The organism is Neobacillus sp. DHD-1R (assembly GCF_057747995.1).
Map to the genome: position 1 here is coordinate 3,349,728 of NZ_CM173232.1, position 19,383 is coordinate 3,369,110.

At 36.8% G+C, this 19,383-nt stretch carries 26 protein-coding genes; 9 read left to right on the plus strand and 17 right to left on the minus strand.

The features are described from left to right. Nucleotides 1–47: 47 nt before the first annotated feature. Entirely contained in the window at nt 48–371 is a 324-nt protein-coding gene (locus tag AC3ANL_RS16335) for a DUF4870 domain-containing protein (protein ID WP_488325469.1), read from the minus strand. 190 nt (nt 372–561) lie between these two features. On the opposite strand from AC3ANL_RS16335, the gene AC3ANL_RS16340 reads away from it, so the two are divergent. After that, nucleotides 562–1,689, plus strand: coding sequence for an amidohydrolase (locus AC3ANL_RS16340; protein ID WP_488325470.1), 1,128 nt, complete (start codon nt 562–564; stop codon nt 1,687–1,689). Nucleotides 1,690–2,010: 321 nt separating this feature from the next. Then, on the plus strand, nt 2,011–2,571 hold the full coding sequence (locus AC3ANL_RS16345; RefSeq protein ID WP_488325471.1) for a GNAT family N-acetyltransferase: 561 nt from the start codon (nt 2,011–2,013) through the stop codon (nt 2,569–2,571). A gap of 47 nt (nt 2,572–2,618) precedes the next feature. On the opposite strand, the gene AC3ANL_RS16350 is transcribed toward AC3ANL_RS16345, so the two are convergent. Both AC3ANL_RS16350 and AC3ANL_RS16355 read right to left on the minus strand, forming a co-directional pair. Continuing rightward, nucleotides 2,619–2,777, minus strand: coding sequence for a hypothetical protein (locus AC3ANL_RS16350; RefSeq protein WP_488325472.1), 159 nt, complete (start codon nt 2,775–2,777; stop codon nt 2,619–2,621). A 103-nt stretch (nt 2,778–2,880) separates the two neighbouring features. Further along, nucleotides 2,881–3,654, minus strand: coding sequence for an SDR family oxidoreductase (locus AC3ANL_RS16355; protein WP_488325473.1), 774 nt, complete (start codon nt 3,652–3,654; stop codon nt 2,881–2,883). A gap of 185 nt (nt 3,655–3,839) precedes the next feature. Between AC3ANL_RS16355 and AC3ANL_RS16360 the strand changes: the two genes are divergently transcribed. From AC3ANL_RS16360 to AC3ANL_RS16375, 4 genes are all read left to right on the plus strand, one after another. Further along, a complete protein-coding gene (locus AC3ANL_RS16360; protein WP_488325474.1) occupies nt 3,840–4,082 on the plus strand; it encodes a spore germination protein in 243 nt (80 codons plus the stop codon). A 15-nt stretch (nt 4,083–4,097) separates the two neighbouring features. Then, the gene (locus AC3ANL_RS16365; RefSeq protein ID WP_488325475.1) at nt 4,098–4,340 is read left to right on the plus strand and encodes a spore germination protein; all 243 of its coding nucleotides are present in this window, start codon (nt 4,098–4,100) and stop codon (nt 4,338–4,340) included. Nucleotides 4,341–4,362: 22 nt separating this feature from the next. After that, nucleotides 4,363–4,839, plus strand: coding sequence for an Hsp20/alpha crystallin family protein (locus AC3ANL_RS16370; RefSeq protein ID WP_488325476.1), 477 nt, complete (start codon nt 4,363–4,365; stop codon nt 4,837–4,839). Nucleotides 4,840–4,945: 106 nt separating this feature from the next. Beyond that, entirely contained in the window at nt 4,946–5,356 is a 411-nt protein-coding gene (locus tag AC3ANL_RS16375) for a hypothetical protein (RefSeq protein WP_488325477.1), read from the plus strand. 45 nt (nt 5,357–5,401) lie between these two features. Here AC3ANL_RS16375 and AC3ANL_RS16380 read toward each other — a convergent pair whose 3' ends face one another. Continuing rightward, nucleotides 5,402–5,857 carry a FixH family protein gene (locus tag AC3ANL_RS16380; RefSeq protein ID WP_488325478.1) on the minus strand — a complete coding sequence of 152 codons (456 nt, stop codon included), beginning with the start codon at nt 5,855–5,857 and terminating at the stop codon, nt 5,402–5,404. Between the two features lie 155 nt (nt 5,858–6,012). Between AC3ANL_RS16380 and AC3ANL_RS16385 the strand changes: the two genes are divergently transcribed. Then, nucleotides 6,013–6,255 (plus strand): DNA alkylation repair protein, encoded by a 243-nt coding sequence (locus tag AC3ANL_RS16385; RefSeq protein ID WP_488325479.1) that lies wholly within the window; start codon nt 6,013–6,015, stop codon nt 6,253–6,255. Nucleotides 6,256–6,313: 58 nt separating this feature from the next. On the opposite strand, the gene AC3ANL_RS16390 is transcribed toward AC3ANL_RS16385, so the two are convergent. The 6 genes from AC3ANL_RS16390 to deoD form a co-directional block, all read right to left on the minus strand. Beyond that, complete coding sequence (locus AC3ANL_RS16390) at nt 6,314–7,135, minus strand: hypothetical protein (RefSeq protein ID WP_488325480.1); 822 nt, start codon at nt 7,133–7,135, stop codon at nt 6,314–6,316. A gap of 108 nt (nt 7,136–7,243) precedes the next feature. Further along, a complete protein-coding gene (locus tag AC3ANL_RS16395; RefSeq protein ID WP_488325481.1) occupies nt 7,244–8,146 on the minus strand; it encodes a CobW family GTP-binding protein in 903 nt (300 codons plus the stop codon). Nucleotides 8,147–8,236: 90 nt separating this feature from the next. Then, nucleotides 8,237–9,748, minus strand: a complete 1,512-nt coding sequence (locus AC3ANL_RS16400; protein ID WP_488325482.1) for a lmo1851 family serine protease — start codon at nt 9,746–9,748, stop codon at nt 8,237–8,239. Between the two features lie 221 nt (nt 9,749–9,969). Beyond that, on the minus strand, nt 9,970–10,176 hold the full coding sequence (gene copZ / locus AC3ANL_RS16405) for a copper chaperone CopZ (RefSeq protein ID WP_488325483.1): 207 nt from the start codon (nt 10,174–10,176) through the stop codon (nt 9,970–9,972). Nucleotides 10,177–10,200: 24 nt separating this feature from the next. Next, on the minus strand, nt 10,201–12,597 hold the full coding sequence (locus AC3ANL_RS16410; protein ID WP_488325484.1) for a heavy metal translocating P-type ATPase: 2,397 nt from the start codon (nt 12,595–12,597) through the stop codon (nt 10,201–10,203). Between the two features lie 233 nt (nt 12,598–12,830). Then, nucleotides 12,831–13,535 carry a purine-nucleoside phosphorylase gene (deoD, locus tag AC3ANL_RS16415; protein ID WP_488325485.1) on the minus strand — a complete coding sequence of 235 codons (705 nt, stop codon included), beginning with the start codon at nt 13,533–13,535 and terminating at the stop codon, nt 12,831–12,833. A gap of 151 nt (nt 13,536–13,686) precedes the next feature. Between deoD and AC3ANL_RS16420 the strand changes: the two genes are divergently transcribed. Next, nucleotides 13,687–13,815 (plus strand): hypothetical protein, encoded by a 129-nt coding sequence (locus AC3ANL_RS16420; protein ID WP_488325486.1) that lies wholly within the window; start codon nt 13,687–13,689, stop codon nt 13,813–13,815. 107 nt (nt 13,816–13,922) lie between these two features. Here the strand turns inward: AC3ANL_RS16420 and AC3ANL_RS16425 are convergent, their stop codons facing one another. From AC3ANL_RS16425 to AC3ANL_RS16450, 6 genes are all read right to left on the minus strand, one after another. Further along, a complete protein-coding gene (locus AC3ANL_RS16425) occupies nt 13,923–14,234 on the minus strand; it encodes a YodL domain-containing protein (RefSeq protein WP_488325487.1) in 312 nt (103 codons plus the stop codon). A gap of 403 nt (nt 14,235–14,637) precedes the next feature. Continuing rightward, entirely contained in the window at nt 14,638–15,408 is a 771-nt protein-coding gene (locus tag AC3ANL_RS16430; protein WP_488325488.1) for a sporulation protein, read from the minus strand. 12 nt (nt 15,409–15,420) lie between these two features. Then, nucleotides 15,421–16,218 (minus strand): serine/threonine-protein kinase, encoded by a 798-nt coding sequence (locus tag AC3ANL_RS16435; protein ID WP_488325489.1) that lies wholly within the window; start codon nt 16,216–16,218, stop codon nt 15,421–15,423. A gap of 393 nt (nt 16,219–16,611) precedes the next feature. Then, complete coding sequence (locus AC3ANL_RS16440) at nt 16,612–16,785, minus strand: YozD family protein (RefSeq protein WP_066088900.1); 174 nt, start codon at nt 16,783–16,785, stop codon at nt 16,612–16,614. A 358-nt stretch (nt 16,786–17,143) separates the two neighbouring features. Next, nucleotides 17,144–17,779, minus strand: a complete 636-nt coding sequence (locus AC3ANL_RS16445; protein ID WP_488329750.1) for a hypothetical protein — start codon at nt 17,777–17,779, stop codon at nt 17,144–17,146. Between the two features lie 71 nt (nt 17,780–17,850). Further along, entirely contained in the window at nt 17,851–17,991 is a 141-nt protein-coding gene (locus tag AC3ANL_RS16450) for a hypothetical protein (RefSeq protein WP_488325490.1), read from the minus strand. A 265-nt stretch (nt 17,992–18,256) separates the two neighbouring features. Between AC3ANL_RS16450 and AC3ANL_RS16455 the strand changes: the two genes are divergently transcribed. Next, on the plus strand, nt 18,257–18,490 hold the full coding sequence (locus AC3ANL_RS16455; RefSeq protein ID WP_488325491.1) for a hypothetical protein: 234 nt from the start codon (nt 18,257–18,259) through the stop codon (nt 18,488–18,490). Nucleotides 18,491–18,583: 93 nt separating this feature from the next. Here AC3ANL_RS16455 and AC3ANL_RS16460 read toward each other — a convergent pair whose 3' ends face one another. Beyond that, nucleotides 18,584–19,360 carry a sulfite exporter TauE/SafE family protein gene (locus tag AC3ANL_RS16460; protein WP_488325492.1) on the minus strand — a complete coding sequence of 259 codons (777 nt, stop codon included), beginning with the start codon at nt 19,358–19,360 and terminating at the stop codon, nt 18,584–18,586. Nucleotides 19,361–19,383: the final 23 nt, after the last annotated feature.

A 19,383-nucleotide genomic window follows, 5' to 3' on the forward strand; every position in this document is an offset into this window, starting at 1 on the left:
GATAAAATAAAAAATACCCGTCAAAAATAATGACGGGTAACCTTTTTTTATTTAATAATTCTAAATATTAACGGGAAGCGATATTCATTGCCTTCATAGGCCTTTATTGCTGCGATAATGGTGAATACCAATAGCATAACTCCTAAAATTGCCATAGCCACAAACCCAATCAGGATAATAGTTAAAATTCCGCTGACAAAGAAGTAAACTGTATAAGAAATCAATAGGTTAAAATATTCCCTGCCATGATAATCAATGAATGATGACTCATCCTTCTTTAGTAGCCAGATGATTAGTGGAGCTAAAACTGGAAAAAATAAGCTTAACACATAAATACCAGCCGCTAATAATCTTTCATCATTTTTAATCATATTCTTTTCCCCCAATGGAAAAATTTTTCGTTCTATACTATTTACGTATGAGAATCTTAAATGTTTCATCATTCCCGAAAAATTCCGCAGAAGTCATGAATAACCAAGTTTAACTCCATCCTTTTCCATAGGCACATAATGTTCCTAAATTGGATAAAATACTATAAATAAAATACAGAAAGGTTTTAATATGACAAACATACTTTTGAAGAATGCAACTGTATATCCGGTTACATCGAAGCCCTTTAAAAAAGGTGATGTTCTAATTGAGGATGGAAAAATAAAAAAAGTAGGAACAAACATTGTTACAGAATCAAATGTAAAGATCATTGATTGTAATCACCTCTATCTCTTTCCTGGATTTATCGATGTTCACACCCATTTGGGTTTATATGATGAAGGCACAGGCTGGGCAGGTAATGATGCAAATGAAACCATTGAAGCCCTAACACCACATATTCGTGCCATTGATGGAGTGTATCCTTTAGACCAAGCGTTCTCTGATGCCATTAAAAACGGTATAACCACCGTTCATATCATGCCAGGTAGTGCAAACGTGATCGGTGGTACGACCTCTGTCATTAAGACTACTGGGAAAAATATCAAGAAAATGATTGTCCAGGAGGTTGCTGGCTTAAAAATTGCCTTAGGGGAAAATCCCAAGAGGATTCACAGTAATGGGAATAGTGATTCAATCACAAGGATGGGGATTATGGGCATGCTCAGGGAAGCATTTTACCATGCTCTTCATGCCGATAAAACGGATGACCTTCGGATAGCTCCTCTCGTGAAGGCCATAAAAAAAGAAATTCCAGTAAGAATACATGCACATCGCGCAGATGATATTATAACCGCCTTACGTTTTGCAGAAGAGTTTAATCTCGATTTACGGATTGAACATTGTACGGAGGGACATTTAATTGCAAGTGAGCTAGCTGGAATAAATTTAAAAGTTTCAGTAGGTCCAACCTTAACAAGAAGATCCAAGGTTGAATTGAAAAATAAGACATGGAAAACGTATCAGGAGCTGACAAATCACGGTGTGGAAGTGTCGATTACGACCGATCATCCCTATACACCGATCCAATATTTAAATATTTGCGCAAGCCTAGCGGTCCGAGAAGGGTTATCAGAACAAAAGGCTCTTGAAGGAATTACGATCCTACCAGCAAAAAATTTAAAAATCGACAAAAAGGTAGGCAGCATCGAGGAAGGAAAAGATGCGGATTTAGTACTTTGGAGCCATCATCCATTCCATTACTTAGCTAAACCAAAATGGACGATGATAGGCGGCGATATGGTGTTCACAGAAGTGTAGAATTTTGTTGAAAATTGGTAATAATTTTAGCGAAAAACCAGCGAAAAACCTATTTCTTTTTTTCTTTTTTTCTTGTATCATACTCTAAGTGAAACTGTTTTAAAACCTGAAAAATTTGGAGGTTTACAAACATAATCGGTTTATCAAAAATGATATAGGGAACAAAAATGATATAGGGAAGGCAAATGGTGCGCCACCAGTTAACTGGTTCTAGTGGGTTCGATTCCCACCCCGAAATTTTTTACGTAATTCTATAAAAAATTTCGAGGGTGGACCGCTTCTTTTGACATGGAATCGGAATGCCCTAATGGAGGGATTTTCATGTTAAAAAAACGTGATCTACATGACAGCCACACACTTTACGAATTAATGACGCACCCTGATGTCTTCCCTTTTGTTCGTCAAAAAGCTAATTCTTATGATGAATTTTTATTTATTACGAAACAAACGATAGAAGCCGAGGAGCGCGGTGAAATAATTTCACGGACAATTCTTGATGAATGGGGAGGGCCAATTGGTACCATAAACCTTTATGATATTGCTGACAATGCCGGATTTCTTGGTACATGGCTTGGGAAACCCTATCATGGTAAAGGGTACAATAGACCAGCAAAAAACGCCTTTTTTCAAGAGCTTTTTTACGAAATAGGGATCGAAACCGTCTTTATGCGAATTCGAAAAGTTAATATACGCTCTATTAAAGCTGCCGAAAAACTGCCCTATGTGATAAAAGCAAATGAGTCAAGAATGGCACTCTATCAGCAGCTAAATGCAAATGAAGAAGTTTATGATTTATACGAAATTCCAAAAGACTTATATACCTTCCACCTGTTAAGAAGTGGTACTCCGGAAAAAGATATATCGCATTTATTGGAAGCATAATAATAAGGATGTCCCTGACATCCTTTTTTGTATAAAATAAATTATAATTATTCCATCACATTTTGTTCGAAGGGTTCATTCACATCACTAATACCCATAAGGAGCAAAAATTCTGCTAATTCCTCATTTGTTAAAGTTTCGAACCGGCCATCATAAAAAAAAACTTGGGTTTGATTAGGATTAATTCTATTCATGTTAAAACTCAATGTCTTTGCTCCCCTCACAGATGATTAATTTCTATTATCTGCATAAGAAGCTATTTTAATTCTTGATAATCAAACAGATCAAAAAATTTTAAAATAAATTAATCTACGTTTTAAATACTTTTCCAAGCACATCTACTCCTCCCGTTACTGGTATAATACTCCCTGTAATAAAGTCGGATTTTTCGTCTATTAAAAAACCAATGACTCGAGCAATGTCCTCCCCCGTTCCCTGCCTTCCAATGGTTAGACTTTTATCAATTTCTGCTGCCGCTTCCTCTATGCCTTTTTCTTTCCACTCGTTGATGATATCTCCAGGACAGATCATATTAGCAGTAATCCCATACGCAGCCTCCTCTGTTGCGATCGTTCTTGTTAGCGATGCTAATCCTGTCTTAGCTGCAGCAAAAGCTGAACGATAAATCCATCCTGGAGCCGTTTCCACCCTATCAAACCCAAGTGTAATAATTCTGCCCCAGTTCTGTTTTCTCATAACAGGAATGACCAGCTTCGACAAATAAAATACTGCTGTTAAATTTCCTTGTATTAAATAATTCCATTCCTCAAAAGTGTAATCTGTTAACTTTTTTCGCTCATGTATGTACGGCCCCGCATTATGTACTAATACATCGATAGTGGAAAAGACACTAAGAGTCTCATTTATCATTCGATTACAATCCTCTTTAATTGCTACATCGCCTTGGACAACGAGGTTATTCGTTCCATACCAATCACTTAATTGTTTTGCTAAGAAAACTGCTTCTGATTCACTATTCCGATAGTTAATTGCAAGCTGATAGCCTTTTTCTGCAAGCTGCAGCGCTGTTTTTTTGCCGATACCAGATGCTCCTCCAGTAATCAAAGCTGTTTTCTTATTCACCGCTCATTACCTCACAATTTATATAATTTCTATCCATCTTTACTATATGTTAAAAAGATTCATTTAGATATGCAAATAAATAATACCTTACAACCATAGAAAGACAAAATACAGGATTTAATAACGGATGGGCAATCATTTGCATAGTATGGGGTAATAAGAAAAAGCGTAAAGGATGTGACAGGATGCAGACTGTTATAAATATTTTTAGCCTAAAAATTAACAGTGTATCTAACAACGGGTCTGTCAACATCGGCGAAGCCCTTCATAATGCCCATACGGCCAACTCCAAGTCACAGGGTCAAAATTCATCCTATGGAGATTTTGCACCTCCTACTGCTGCAATGGAAAACGTGTTTATTGATCCGGACATTAATGATATGGGAGATATCGCAAATCCATCAAACGTCGTTACTAATCCGATATAAAGGACTGAAAAAACAATGCCTTTTCAAATAAATATCTTTAATATCAAAACAAATTCCCTCAATAATAATGCCAGTATTGATTTAGGGCCAGTCGTCCATAATAGCCATACCGCAAATGCCAAATGGATAGGAACAAATATGGCGTTTGGAGATTTATCTCCCTCTGCCTCTACGTCAGTTAATGGTTATGCAGATGTTGATGTCAGTGATCAAGATCAAATTGCCAACCCATCAGCACCAATTGCTAATCAATTTTAGTTTGTTGAAAGGATGAAAATGGATGTTTCCGTGGAATATATTTCCTTTTAATAAGGATATGAAGGATACAATGAAAAAAATGAAACCAGAAGAAATTGACACCTTTGTTCAAGACTTAATGGGTAAAATTATGCCGACTAACATGAGAGGAATGATGAACCCACAAGATTTATTCGGTGGTTTTCATACCTCCGCTGCTCAGCAGCCGTCACCCACAGGTATCATAAATTCTTCAGCCTATGAAACTCATGACTTTGTCTATGTGAGGATCCCGATTAAAGAAGAGGAATGGATTAGGCAAATTCGGATTTATCATACCTCTAATCAATTAATTGTTGAACATATTCCAAAACAAGAGGATAAACATACTATTACTCTTCCGGCCATCGTAAAAAAGAAAGGAGCCACCGCCAACTTTAAAGACGGTATGCTCGAAGTAAAAATACCTAAAAATGTGGATATGCAGTTTTCAGAAATTGACGTGACAGAAATTATGTGAACGTCATTTTTTTTTGCATGTTTCTCATAATAAAAAATAAGATGAAAATAAGAACTCATATTATCTGATGCGTTTGAAATAAACCAATTCTGAATAGAGGGTTTTTATGGGATTCTTTTTTCGCTTTTTTACTTTTAATAAAACCGTTAAGAAGAAAATATCGGAATTGGAAAACAAAATTACTTTTTTAGATGCTAAAATTAGTGAGGTTAAGGCTGAGGCAAATGAAGCGGTTAAGGCTGCAGTTAAGTCCCTTCCGCTTGCTACTGAAAAAAAAGAAAAAGTGAATTCTACAACTATACAAATCGACCACCTTCAAGTAGATAAAATTGTAATTGAACACTTAGATTACGCTAATAATTTTGGACAATTAGGAATCAAGGAGTTATCAGGGAAATTAAACATCGGCTCCACTTATGAAGGAGATATATCAGAAAAAGTGAATGAGCTCGTCAAAGAAAAACTTGGAAAAGCAGCGAAAGTGAATTTTAGAGCCAAAAAAGAGGATGAGGATTAGAAAGACAGCCGCCTGGCTGTCTTTTTCCTAAGTATCAATTAACCCTTAGTTATGGTCATCCATATTCATGCCATCCATCGAATTATCTGCTGCAGCATCTTCCGACTCACTGGGTGTGCCAATGATAAATTCCTTTTTCGGCATGTTATGCATATCTCTAGCCGTTACATGTGAAATAATGTAATACGTTCCTTCTTGCTGGAATGACTTTTCAAGTCGATAAATGCCATCTTTAGGATTTTTAATGTCAATCTTTTCATGCTGCTCATCCTTTGAACGCCAAATCTCAAACGTTACCTCGGCATCATCTACTTTTTCTTTACCCTGGGTTACCTTTGCTTCAAATATTATTGGTTTATTTAACTCCCCTTTTGCAGGTGATATGGACAAGTCAACGTCTACCATTTTTGGCAGTTCTGTTGTACTTTCCTTTTCTTTACTACAAGAAGTGGCTATGGTTAGTACGAAAATCGTAACAACCATCAAAACAAGCTTTTTCATAACTATCCTCCCCGATCAACCTTTAATAAATCATCATCATTACTTTCTTCTTTTGGCAACCCCATTCCCCCTTTTAGCTTCACTTGCATTGTTACATATTTACCAATGTTATTGCAAAAAATAGATATTAACCACATTCAGAAAGGAGAATGTCAATGTCTACCCCATACAAATGCCCGAATTGTAAAACAAATCGGAGCCGTTTTAATATCATTCAACAAGTTTCTCAGTCTGTTAAACTTAATCCTCAATCCGGAGATGTTGTCAGAGAGTATGGTGAAAATGAGTTAGAACCATTTCATCTCCCCTACAATGGACCAGATTATCGTGTTCAATGTGGTGCCTGCGGTTTAATTGAGGATGAACTAACCTTCATCAAGTTTGGGCAACAACAGTAATTTCTATAAAAAACACCTTTATTAATGGAATACTCCTCACATAAAGGTGTTTTTCTAATTATTGAAATCGATTTTCTTTCAAAAAATCTTTAGAGTCCACTTTCCAAGCATCAAATGGCGAAAATCTGACTAAATGGATGGCACCTTTGAATGTTTGCCTGCCCCTATCTTCTATGTACCAATCAATCGCAACCGGAACATCGATACTAAGCTCCTCGGTAAGGTCCTCGGGGGGTAACTGCTCTATGCGCGAAAGATTCACATTTTCCACCTTTTCTAAAATAGGCTTCCATTTAATTGATTGCAAAGAGATTTGAGTAGCGATTTTTGAATCTTGCTGTTTAAATCCAGCTAAATAGGCGTTTACAACTTCATACGGATTAGCTTTACCGAGGTAATCATCCAATTTACCCGATGCCTTCAATACCATGAGCATATGGGATAAATCCATTGAGTTGGTTCGATGGGTTGTGCTTCCATAGAAATGAATGCAAAAATGGCCGGGAAAATTGTTCTGTAATGCACCAGCACCATGTGGCATCCCGTGCATTGATGCTGCAATCCATTGATTCTTATGGATGGCAAGGATGGCACGTCGTTTCCAACTCCACTTTCCCCCATATATTTTTTTCATTATTTTTGTATCTTTTGATGTCAATGGCTGAACATCAGCATGATGACTTCCTGCTCTTCTTTGCACCCTAAATCTTTTCCCGGTTTCCACATCCATGACTGTGAATTTTGTGTACTTTGGTATTAACAGGTTTACCTGTTTCCAATTTAGCAATTCAATATTATAACTCAATTCAGTCGCGGCATTTACCCCTTGTCCATATAGGAGGATATAAATTAGTACAACAAGACAAGTTACCTTCCTCATTTTGACCTCCCTTTAATGGTTTTTCGCTACATTAAAAGAGTTACCTGAAGAGGAAGTTATCATGCATTATGGCTAGGATTTTTAACTTATAATTGGGAGAATTCTCATCTATTTTTCAAGGTTAGCCAATTGTTCTTGAATCACATTCCAATCGATTTGTTCACCAATAAAGACAAGGTTTAAAGGCAAATTCATATCTTCTTTCATGTATAAAGGCATCCCATAAGAAAATTGAAATAAAAATGGCTGATTTGAATAATTAAATTTAACATACCCTTTTATTCGATAAATAGTATCAGGCAATTGTTTCAAAAATTCTTCAAACCGTGTTTGGCTTATGGCTTTTTTAAACTGGTAAACAAAAGTTGTTAAGTTTAATTGAATGTGTTCTGATTTCTTTTCGAACGATACAGACAGATTTCTAAGCTCGGCAATCGAGACCTGAGAAAAGTTTGTGAGCAGGCATCTAGCTTTGGGATTAATAGATTGAATTTCAAACGTAATCCGGCCTTGTTCCATTGGGCTTAGTTCGTCCATTTTATTTATGATAATGAAATCTGCATGCCTCACTTGCTCTAAAATTAACTGCTGCAATTGTGGGTTTAAAGATTTTCTGGTACCCCATCTCGTACCATCTACTGTTGTTAAAATTCCTCTTATCAGTAGTTGGTTGGCAAACAATGGCGAAAGGATAGAGTCTAACACTTCAACAGGATGAGCAGCACCTGTTGTCTCAATGTAAATGACGTCGGGATGTTCCTCCATTAATAAACCTTGAAGTTGAGCTTCCAACTTGTCTTGAATGGAGCAGCAAATACAGCCGCCTAACAATTCCTTTAAGGACACGTCTTCTTTAACAGCATTAGAGTCAATCGATACTTGACCAAGTTCGTTCATCATGACAGCGACTTTTCTCCCGTGACGATGCTCGTCTTCTAGTAACCTTTTTAATAATGTTGTTTTTCCACTACCTAAAAATCCTGATAATATATATACTTCTGCCTTTTTCAAATGATTTCCCTCCTATTCCGTTATTGTCCTTCTCGTTTAAATCAAAATAAAAAAAGTTGAACCCGACTCCTGTCGGAATCGGGTCATAAATTATTTCATTCTACCTTTTAATACCTCAACAGCTTTGAGTAGTTGTGTATCATTTGTTTTCATTTTTTCTCTTAATAAATCCATTAGCTTTAAGGTTGAATCGCCTTTTAACACTCCATTGACTGGAAGCTTTTGGGATGTTTGGAATGCGACAACTGCTGCTTTTGTTTTTTCATCAAAAAACCCATCTTCACGTCCTGGGTCATAGCCTAAGGCTTTCAACATCTTCTGTGCTGTTTGTACTTCAGTTGATGAAGTTGAAAGTGCTAGTTCCTTCTCAGGATTTATAATCGGTAATGTAGCGTACTCAGGAAGGGCCACTTCAACATCTGGAGCAATTCCCTTTTTATGAATCCAATTGCCATTTGGAGTTAACCATTTAGCTATTGTATATTTTAGGTTTGAACCGTCTTTAAAATCTGCAGCCGTTTGTACAGTTCCTTTTCCAAAGGACTTCTCTCCAACAAGTGGTACTCCAGCAGATTCTTTTACCGCAGCTGCGAAAATTTCAGATGCGCTGGCACTCCCCTTATCAATCAAAACAACTAAAGGAAGATTTGGGTTTCCTTCGTTTTGTGAAGGAATTTCTTTGATTTTTCCATTTCGGTCTTGTTCTTTGACGATAACTTTTCCTTTAGGTACGAACATACTTGTAATGCTGACTGCTTGGTCTAATAAGCCACCAGGGTTCTGACGCAAGTCTAATACAAGTCCTTTCATGCCTTTTTTCTGGAGATCGGTCAAAGTTGCAACAAGTTCCTTCGAGGTGTTGCTTGAGAAGCTTGTAATTTGAACTTTAGCAATCGAATCATCGACCATTTCTCCATAAACCGTTTCAATTGGAATCGTATCACGGATAATTGGGACCTTCATCGGAGCATCCGAACCAGGCCGTTGGATTGTTAATTCTACTTTTGTGCCTTTTTTACCTCTAATGAGAGTAACTGCCTCGGTTGAATTCTTACCTTGCAGGCTTTTACCGTCAACCGAAATCAACATATCATTTGGTTTTAAGCCAGCTTTTTCGGCTGGCGATCCCTTAATCGGCGAAACAATAATAATATGCCCATCCTTTTCCTGAATTTCGGCACCAATCCCCTCAAAGGAAGAAGAAATACTGCTATGAAAGCTTTTTGCTTCGTCACTACTCATATAATCTGAATAAGGGTCATCAAGTGATTCAACCATCCCGTTTATCGCACCATTAATCAGTTTTTGCTGATTAACATCCTTGTAATACCCATTTTCCAATGTATCATAGGCTTCATATAGTTTATTGAATTCAGCCCTTTCCGGCGCAACTGATACCACTTTCTCTTTACCAAACGCAAGTGCAAAGGTTGTTATACCAGCAGATAGAAAAACAAGTAAGAATAACAGCATGACAAAGTGAAACTTTTTTAAGCGAATATACCCCGATTTCGTTTCGGTCACTTGCTCTTGGTCTGCTTTAATTTCCTCAGCCTTCTTTTGTTCATCATTTTTTTCTTCCAAAGCCTTCACCACTTTCATTCACCATTAAAATATGAACGCTACTAGCATGAAAATTAGCTAGCTCTTTTCAAATTTTCAGAAGCTATTTTTACCTACGTTAAAAAGTAAACCCTTAGTGATTAGAATAACATCTTTTTTATAAAATTAACAAAGAAAAGTTAATGAATTAATAAGAATAGCATTAAAATTATATTTATATAAGAAACGGCACCTACCAATAGGGTAAGTGCCGCTGCTATTTAGGCTACATCGTAGCCTTGGTCTTCGACAGCTTCTTTTAACGCTCCAACCGTTGCTTTGCCTAAATCATATTCAACCTCAACTTTGCCGTCCTTTAATGAAACAGACACATCGGATACACCAGCTATATTAAGCAGAGCTGTTTTGACTGCCTTTTCACAATGCCCGCAGGTCATTCCGGATACTTGTAATGTTGTTTTTTCCATGAAGATATTACCTCACTTTTTTATTTATATTTTAACTCGCTTCAAACGAAGTGAGTTAGTCACAACTGATACGGAACTGAATGCCATGGCGGCCCCAGCAACCCAAGGGGCTAACAATCCAAGGGCTGCAATTGGGATACCTCCCGAATTGTAAATAAGAGCCCAGAATAGATTTTGACGTATGTTTTGCATCGTTTTTTTGCTTAATGCAATTGCCTTTGGAATCAATATAAGATCACCACCGAGAATCGTTAGGTCGGCCGCTTCAATGGCGACATCTGTTCCAGTACCAATTGCAATCCCAATATCGGCTACAGCCAGTGCTGGTGCGTCATTTATTCCATCCCCTACCATAGCGACTCGGAACCCTTTAAGCTGTAGTTCTTTCACATGATTTGCCTTTTCCTCTGGAAGTACTTCTGCGATCACATTTTGGATCCCAACCTGCTGGGCAATTGCTGTTGCCGTGCGTTTATTATCACCTGTAAGCATGTATACTTCAATCCCTAATTGTGATAATTGTTGTACCGCCAGCTTCGCCGTTTCTTTCACAGTATCGGCAACTGCTACCATACCCATGATTGTAGCATTAATGGCAATATACATGGCCGTTTTTCCTTCCGATTCAAATCGGAGCAAATCTTTTTCTAGAGTTACATAGGATATGTTTTTTAAATCCATTAGTTTTCGTGTACCTACAAATATTTCATCATCACCAATTCTAGCTTCAATTCCATAACCTGGTATAGCTTTAAACCGTTTAACAGGAAGCGTACTTGTTCTTCTTTCCATACCAAACTTTACAATTGCTTCAGCAAGCGGATGCTCAGAAGATTTCTCAGCAGAAACGAGGTATTGTAGAACTTCTTTCTCATCCTGATAGGCAATAAAATCAGTAACGGTTGGTTGTCCTTTAGTAATAGTTCCTGTTTTATCTAGGACAACGGCATTAATCTTATGAGTCGTCTCCAGGTGTTCCCCACCTTTAAACAGAATACCCATCTCAGCTCCTTTTCCCGTACCAACCATGATTGACGTAGGGGTTGCAAGGCCAAGAGAACAAGGACAGGCAATAACGAGAACCGCAATGGCCGTTTCTAATGCTGATGGAAAATCACCCGGATTTATAAATAAATACCAAATTAGAAATGTCAACAAAGAAATAGCCACCACGACTGGAACAAAGTACCCAGATATCGTATCTGCTAATCGTTGGATTGGAGCCTTACTTCCCTGGGCTTCTTCTACAATTTTTATAATGCCCGCTAAAGCCGTATCCTTACCAACCTTTATCGCTTTCATGGTCAAGGTACCATTTTTATTAATGGTTGATCCAATCAGGGTATCTCCAACAGACTTTTCTACTGGAATAGACTCACCTGTGATCATGGATTCGTCAACGGAAGACTGTCCAAAAATCACTTCCCCATCAACAGGGATCTTCTCACCAGGTTTCACTAATAAGCGATCCTCTACCCTTACCTCATCAATCGGAATTAGCAGTTCCAAACCATCTCTTATAACCGTTGCTTCTTTAGCTTGGAGGTTTAGCAGCTTGGAAATAGCAACTGTCGTTCTTCCTTTTGCAATGATTTCAAATAATTTTCCTAAAAGAATTAAAGTAATAAGAACAGCACTTGTTTCAAAATAGAGATGCGGCATATAGGAAGGATTTCCAATTGTTTTCATTCCTTCTGCCAAGCTATAAAAATAGGCTGCCGAGGTTCCAAGGGCAACAAGGACGTCCATATTTGCACTTTTATTTTTTAGCGCCTTATAGGCAGCAACATAAAACGGTCCCCCAATATAAAACTGGACAGGTGTAGCCAACAGAAATTGAAACCATGGGTTCATCAAGATATGTGGCATTGGCAAACCTAAATCCACTGGTAAGTGGGCTAGCATTGTATACAATAGGGGAATTGACAAAATCACAGAAAGAAAGAATTTCCGTTTTTTTTGTTTAATTTCCTCTTCCTTATACTGCTGTTTTGTTTCCCGTTTTACCTTTTCTTTTGCGTCATAGCCTAGTTTACTAATTCGTTCAATGATATTCTCGATCGTAATTTCTCCAGAATTATATTCAATGGAAGCTGATTCTGTAGCTAAATTCACCGTTGCGTGTTTAACTCCATCCATTTTATTCACTACTTTTTCAATTCTGCTTGAGCAGGCTGCACAGGTCATCCCAAAAACATCAAGCTCTGATTTTTCCAGGCGCACACCATATCCTAGATTTTCAATTTTTGCGATAATATCACTGCTTGACACAACTTCTTTTTCAAATGAAATGGCGGCACTTTCCATCGCTAAATTGACATTCGCTTCGACGCCGTCCATTTTATTCAACACTTTTTCAATTCTCGTTGAACATGCCGCACAGGTCATTCCGGTAATATCCAATTTGAGCTGCTCTTTCATTACATCCACCTCACTAATACAATACCCCAGCACCCTATATATATCAATATGTCTTTCTAATTGTCACAGAATTGCCTTTTTTTTTATTCTACAATTTTTTCACCATTTTCCGATGAGGATTGTCCTATCTTTTTGCCATTAGTACTATCATTTTAATTCTCCATAATCCAATAAAGTTCCTTTATAAAAAAAGAAAAACCTCTCCCTAAATCGGTAGAGGCATGACTATCCTTTTATTCCTTGATCGCTGCTTCTAAAGCAACCTCAATCATATCGTTAAATGTCAATTGTCTTTCCTCCGCTGTTGTCTCTTCACCTGTAAGAATATGGTCACTAACCGTTAAAACAGAAAGAGCTTTTCGGTTGAATTTTGCGGCTAGTGTATAAAGTGCTGTAGTTTCCATTTCAATTGCCAAAATTTGATATTTTGCCCACTTTTCAAGGTCGGCATTATCATTATAAAAAGAATCAGCAGTAAAAATATTACCTACCTTTAAGTTAAGACCTTTTGCTACACCGGCATCATACGCTTTTCTTAGTAAATCAAAGTTAGCAGTTGGAGCAAAATCTACATGTCCAAAGGTTAGACGATTAATGTTTGAGTCCGTAGAACTTGTCATCGCTAAAATAACATCGCGAACTTTTACATCCTTTTGGATGGCACCACAGGTACCTACACGGATTAGGTTTTGGACGTTATAGCTTTGCATTAATTCATTCACATATATTGAAATAGATGGTACGCCCATCCCTGTTCCTTGAACAGAAATTCTTTTTCCTTTGTATGTTCCCGTGAATCCGAACATATTTCGGACTTCGTTATAACAGGTTGCACCCTCTAAAAATGTTTCAGCTATATGTTTCGCGCGAAGTGGATCCCCAGGAAGCAAGACAGTATCCGCAATTTCATTTTCTTTTGCACCAATATGTACACTCATTTATAAACCTCCAGTCAAAAGTAAGTACAAGTATCAGTCTGTACCATAGTCACTATAACATAAACGTTTTTTCTTGAAAACGTATTACGAATTGAACATGATTTTTTGAAATTGTGGGAAACTATTTTTAGATTTAAAGGAGGGGTTATAGTTGGGAAAAAAACACCGAAGTCGTATAAATGGACAAAAGAAAAATAATCACATCCCTGCAGAGGCCATTGTGTCAGAAAATGAAGCACACGAAAAAGAACATAACGCAGCTGGCGGGCGAAAGAGATGATTAATCTACCACAAATGAATCGTGTAGATTAGCAATGGGGATGTCTCAAAAAGGTCAGCAATTGAGGTCTGACTCCTTGTTTTGGGACATCCTCTTGTTTAATTTGGTTAGCGAATAAGAATTCGGTTGATTGGAAACCATCCTCCTGGTTTTAATTGAAAATAATACTGACCTGCTCGACCTTCATCAATTAAGATAATATCCCCTGTTGAAAGAAATCTCCCATTATAGTTTAACGGGATCCTATCGGACACATTAAATCGTTTAAACGTTTCTTGCAAACAATGTTCACGGTTATTCGCTGGGATTGTGGTTCGATACACTTCTTTATAACCTTTGTATTCACGGTACTTTGGAGTTTGAAAGATCGTAACATCATATTGAATACATGCTTTTTTGGTTAACATTTTGATCATCATATATCCCTCCATTTTTTGAATTAATTGTCTATTCTAATAATTAGTGATAATCAATGTCAAATCCTCTAGAGAATCACCACTAATTTTGTCGATTTTCACCTTTTTTAAAAGTTAAGCCGTTTCTTGTGAGATTTTAGGAAAAAAAGCGCAAGCGCCCGTTTAGCGACGTATGGACTGGAGCACATCGACTGAGATAAAGGAAACACGAAGAGCGATAGCGATTCGATGTTGACTTATCGTAGGGAGATGGGCGAAGTACACTAGTCGCTGGGCGCTGGAGCTAGACGAATCTTACTCATCAAAAGTTATTCACAGTGATGCAATCTATAATTCCTATAAAACAAAAAAAAAGGAGGTTTCAAAAAGGGTCTTGACCCTGATTTTGAAACCTCCTCTTTGATTATTAGGAGAATCTTTGAATAAGGTTTTGAATCTGTTGCTGAATATATGGAATATCAGCGTTTGTAACGGTTAATCTTACATTTGTTTCATCTGTTCCCAATGCCTCTGAAAATAAGCCTGAAAGTCCCCTTGCCCGTCGATCGACTTGGAACATCATATTTAGCGCTCCATTTCCACTAGAGCTAAAAACCATTTCTAATTCATCTAATCTGCCACGAAATGGGCCAGATGTTGGAACAAATTCAAATTCTTGAACAAAGGGTAAGCGCCCGCGTAAACGCCTTGGTGCCTCTTCACAATCAGCTTCTCGAATTCGAAAGCCTAGATTTTCAACGGCAGCAAAGACCGCAGACATTAATGGATTAGGAACAACCTTTAGAAAGTCTTTATCACTTGGATCAACACCACCCTTAATATCCAGTCCTGTTGTAACCCAAACCCTTGACCGGCCTATTGAAAGAGGTGTATCAAACGGGAGCTGAAATGAAAAAGGAATTTCCTTTTTTTCATTAGCGTGAATGGTGAACGGGGTCGTTAAGCGAAATCGATCAATCATTGCTGTTACATTATATTTTCGGTCATCTGATTCTCTTAAATAGGTGGTATTTAAGGATAGGTAAATCTCGTCAATCTGTTGTTCAACCTTGCCGCCGCTAATTTCAACTATACCCTGAACAGTCTCTCCAGGCATGTACGTATCCTTTTCAAGCTTAGTATCAACGGCTGCAGAGCCAATCCCTACACTAGCAAATACCTTGTTAAAAAAAGACATCCTTCTCTCCTCCTATATTACCTCTAAATTTTTTATATCCGCTCTGATCTGGCCACATTGCTCATAAGCAGGGTCAATCTGTAATAACCTTCTAATGATGTGTTTGGCCTCATTTGATATAGCTAATTCCTCTTCCCAGCTTTTTTCTTTATCTGCTTCCCCAAAGGAAAAATTGGAATATAACAAAAATAAAAGAAAATGACCAAGTCCATAGAAATCTGCTTGGAATTTCATTTCTTTACGAAAATTATTCCCCTTAATCGCCACTACTTCTTTTTCTTTATCGAGATATCTTGCTAATCCCAAGTCAATCAGACGAATGTTAGAACCATCAAAAATAACATTAGGGATGCGTATATCTCTATGAATAATGTTGTGACTATGCAGATATTCAATGTAACACAGTAAATCATTCACTATCTTAAAAGCATCTTTTTCTGATATTTTTCTTCCGTCTGCAAAAATAAGCTGTTCAAAATTCTTACCTTCAATAAATTCCATTGTATAAAAAGGGATATTTTTATAGATTCCATCTTCAAAATATTTTGGAAATCCAGAATGATTAATCGCCATCATTAATTCTTTTTCTAGTTCAAAGCCCCTACGTCCAGACCTAGTTATCCGCTTATGAAGCCTTAATGCCTTTAACACCTTTTTTTGTTGAAGAGAGTGATCCCACACCAAATAGCTGTGACCGTAGCTCCCCCTGCCAAGATGTTTAATTACCTGATAACGTTCTTCAATCCTTTCTTCAGGTGAGAAGGGTCGTTCCAAAAGGTCGGAAAAAGTGAGGATGAATTTTTTGAGCATCCCAGTGCACCTGGTTAACTACTAAAGAAACTTGACATAAAACTACCGCTTTTATGTTTCTTTTTATAATGATGATGACCGTAATGGCTGTGCTTATGATGATTCATTTTCTTCCAGGCATCACTGGAAGATCCATAATGATTTTGATGTGAAAGTTTACTTTTGAATATAGATTTAAGGATTTTTTTGAGCATCCCTTTTCCCCCTTTAGGTTCGTAACTGTATTACGATGTAAATATAAAAAGGTTTCACGATTTCTAAAAACAAAATCATATTCATATGTATTCCGGTTCATGGTGTCTTAAAAAATAAAGGCGAGCATCGACTGCTCGTCTTTTATCATCATCTATGATTAATGGAAGAGTTTGATCTTCTCAATATTGTAATTGCTGATTATTCATCCTCTACTTCTTCATCAATAATACTTTTTTCAATTAAATATTCGAAAGTGATGTCTGCAAGCTCTTCTAACTCTTCTTCACTAGGAACGTATCCCCTTTTTACAAGCTCATGAAAGAAAAATTCGGCAATTTCTTCTGTATCAATAAAGACTTCAATTTCTCTCATAGCATCGCCCCCTTTTTAGAGAATGTATGTTGTACATGATCTTTTCATGCTAGATACTTTAGAAATGAATGATTTCTATTTAAGTAGATCGATTGTTAATTGAATGGAAGAAAATATTTAAGAAGAATAAGTTTCTATTTTTGTTAGGACAAGCATAGGATGTTAAAAAAGAAAACGCTGAGGTGATCCTGTGTCAAATTTACAATTGAAGTTTGAGGCTTTTATAGAAGATGTTAACCGTGAGGATGGACTAACTCTCCAATTATTTGAGAAGATTACTGGCTCCATGTTTTTTCTAATAAAATGGGGTGGAATTCCATTTGTTTTGTATCTTTTTTTCGTCATTTCCAGATGGTGACTACACATGGCTTTTGTCATCATTACTTCCAAGACTTTTTAATTTTCTAATAATGACTCGCATCACTTGATAATATTCTTGATCTTGGAACATTTCATATAAAATTCTGTAATCATTAAAGATGTCCAATAAATTATCTATTAGTTCTTTCTTTTCCTTTTTTCGTTCCATTTCTTCAAATTCTGCTTTTCTAACCATGTTGTTTGGCTGTGGTTTTTTATCCACCTTTTCCTGTTGATTGACTAAGTATAGAAGGCCCAGCTTTTGAATGAATGTATCAGCATTTTCAGCATCAGCAACAAGGGTTAATTCTTCTTCGCCTGCTTCTAGCCATTCCCCATCACTAACACGTGATAGCTCATATATTACATCTTCCCATGCATCTTCTTTATAGCGCCAAATTTCCGTGCGGAACCCAACGACTTTAAATAAATCCGCACTATATCCACTTACTTGAACTAAGTCTCCGAAAAAAAACTTATACTCAATATCAATTTGTTCTTGCTCCAATACAGTTCCATCATATTCGGAGAGTAATTGCAAGGCTTCCTCAATATATAGCCCTTCGCTCTTATTAACCTCGTATACATAGTTACCATCAAGACATTTTACATCTGTTAATTTCCTAAATTCAATGTATAAACATTTAAACTAAAGGTTTTTACTCCATAATAAAAGAAACTCGTATACCTTAATGGTACACGAGTTTAATTTGCTTTAAGTTTTGCATTAGCAATTGTTTTTTTTTCTTGAATATTTTGCTTGTTAGTTTTATTAAATAATTCAATCAATCCTCTAGCCGCTTTCTCCGGATCAAAAGTTCCTCTTTCTGCATATTTAACTTTCATGGTGAAATCACCTCGTAGTATAATATGCAAGGCGTTTTTGTTTGGAATCTTGTCTATAACTCATTTAATAATAAGTCTAATAATTGTCTTGAGGAGGAAAATCTGGGGGTTTTACCAGGACCATTCCTTGAAAATTTTTCTAATAAGGAGCCTAGCAGCATGAAGTTAAAGATTTCTTTAAGTTGTCACAATTACCCCATGCGGTATTTGAAAAACATTTTATAATGATATTGTAGAAGGAAGTTACAATAGGAGGAAAACCAAAATGAAAAAATTAGCAACAGGTGCTTTTACGCTAGTCTTATTACTTGGATTAGGAACCGGAGTAATGGCTGCAAGTAACAAGATCGATTGCAAAGTAGGGAATTTTAAAGAAATGCTCCCTTTCATGCAAGAAAAGCAGCCTAAATTAAGTGAAAAAGAACTAAAAGAAGTGCATAAAGATTGTGTATCTAAAATGAAGAACAATACGAATGCTGATAGTATCTTAAACAATTAAATGTTAAAAACAGACGATTAATTTTCGTCTGTTTTTTACTTATCCCTAACTTTTGTATAAAAAAAGAGGCAATTGCCCCCAGCTTCGATACGCTTATAAAATTTCCATCCATGTTTTGACTGCTGTAGCTAATATTAAAATCCCCATAATAATTTGTAAAACTTTTGTATTTACTTTTTTCCCAGCATTAGCTCCTAATGGTGAGGCAATTAAGCTAGCCACAACCATGATAATCGAAGGCAGGATTGCCACTTGTCCTGTTGAAACTTTTCCGGTAACCGCTCCAATCGATGATATAAATGTAATAGCTAAGGATGAGGCAATAGTCATTCTTGTAGGAATCTTTAATACAGTAAGCATAATTGGGACCAATAGGAATGCGCCTCCAGCTCCAACGATACCAGCTCCAATCCCGACGATGAAAGCAAAGAGCCCAGCAAGCCATTTGTTAAATTTAACTTGTTCTAAAGGAATGTCATCAATCCCTCTTTTCGGAACAAATATCATGATAACGGCAATCAATGCTAAAATTCCATATACAATATTGATTCCGCTTTCCGGCATGTGAGTGGAGCCAAATCCCCCAATAAAGCTTCCAATCAAAATACTTATTCCCATGTAGGTAATTAGTGTTTTATTTAAAAACCCACCTTTACGGTAAGCCAAAACTCCACCAATTGTGGCAAAGAAAACTTGGATGGCTGTTATTCCTGAAACTTCATGTGCTGTAAAATGCCCTACCCCTAGTAAAACTGGAATGTACAATAACATTGGGAAATTGATAATAGCACCACCAATACCTAACATCCCTGAAATAAATGATCCAACAAATCCAATTAGGAAGATCGTAATAATAAAGCTAATATCCATGTTGTCCTCCTTTTTTAAAAAGG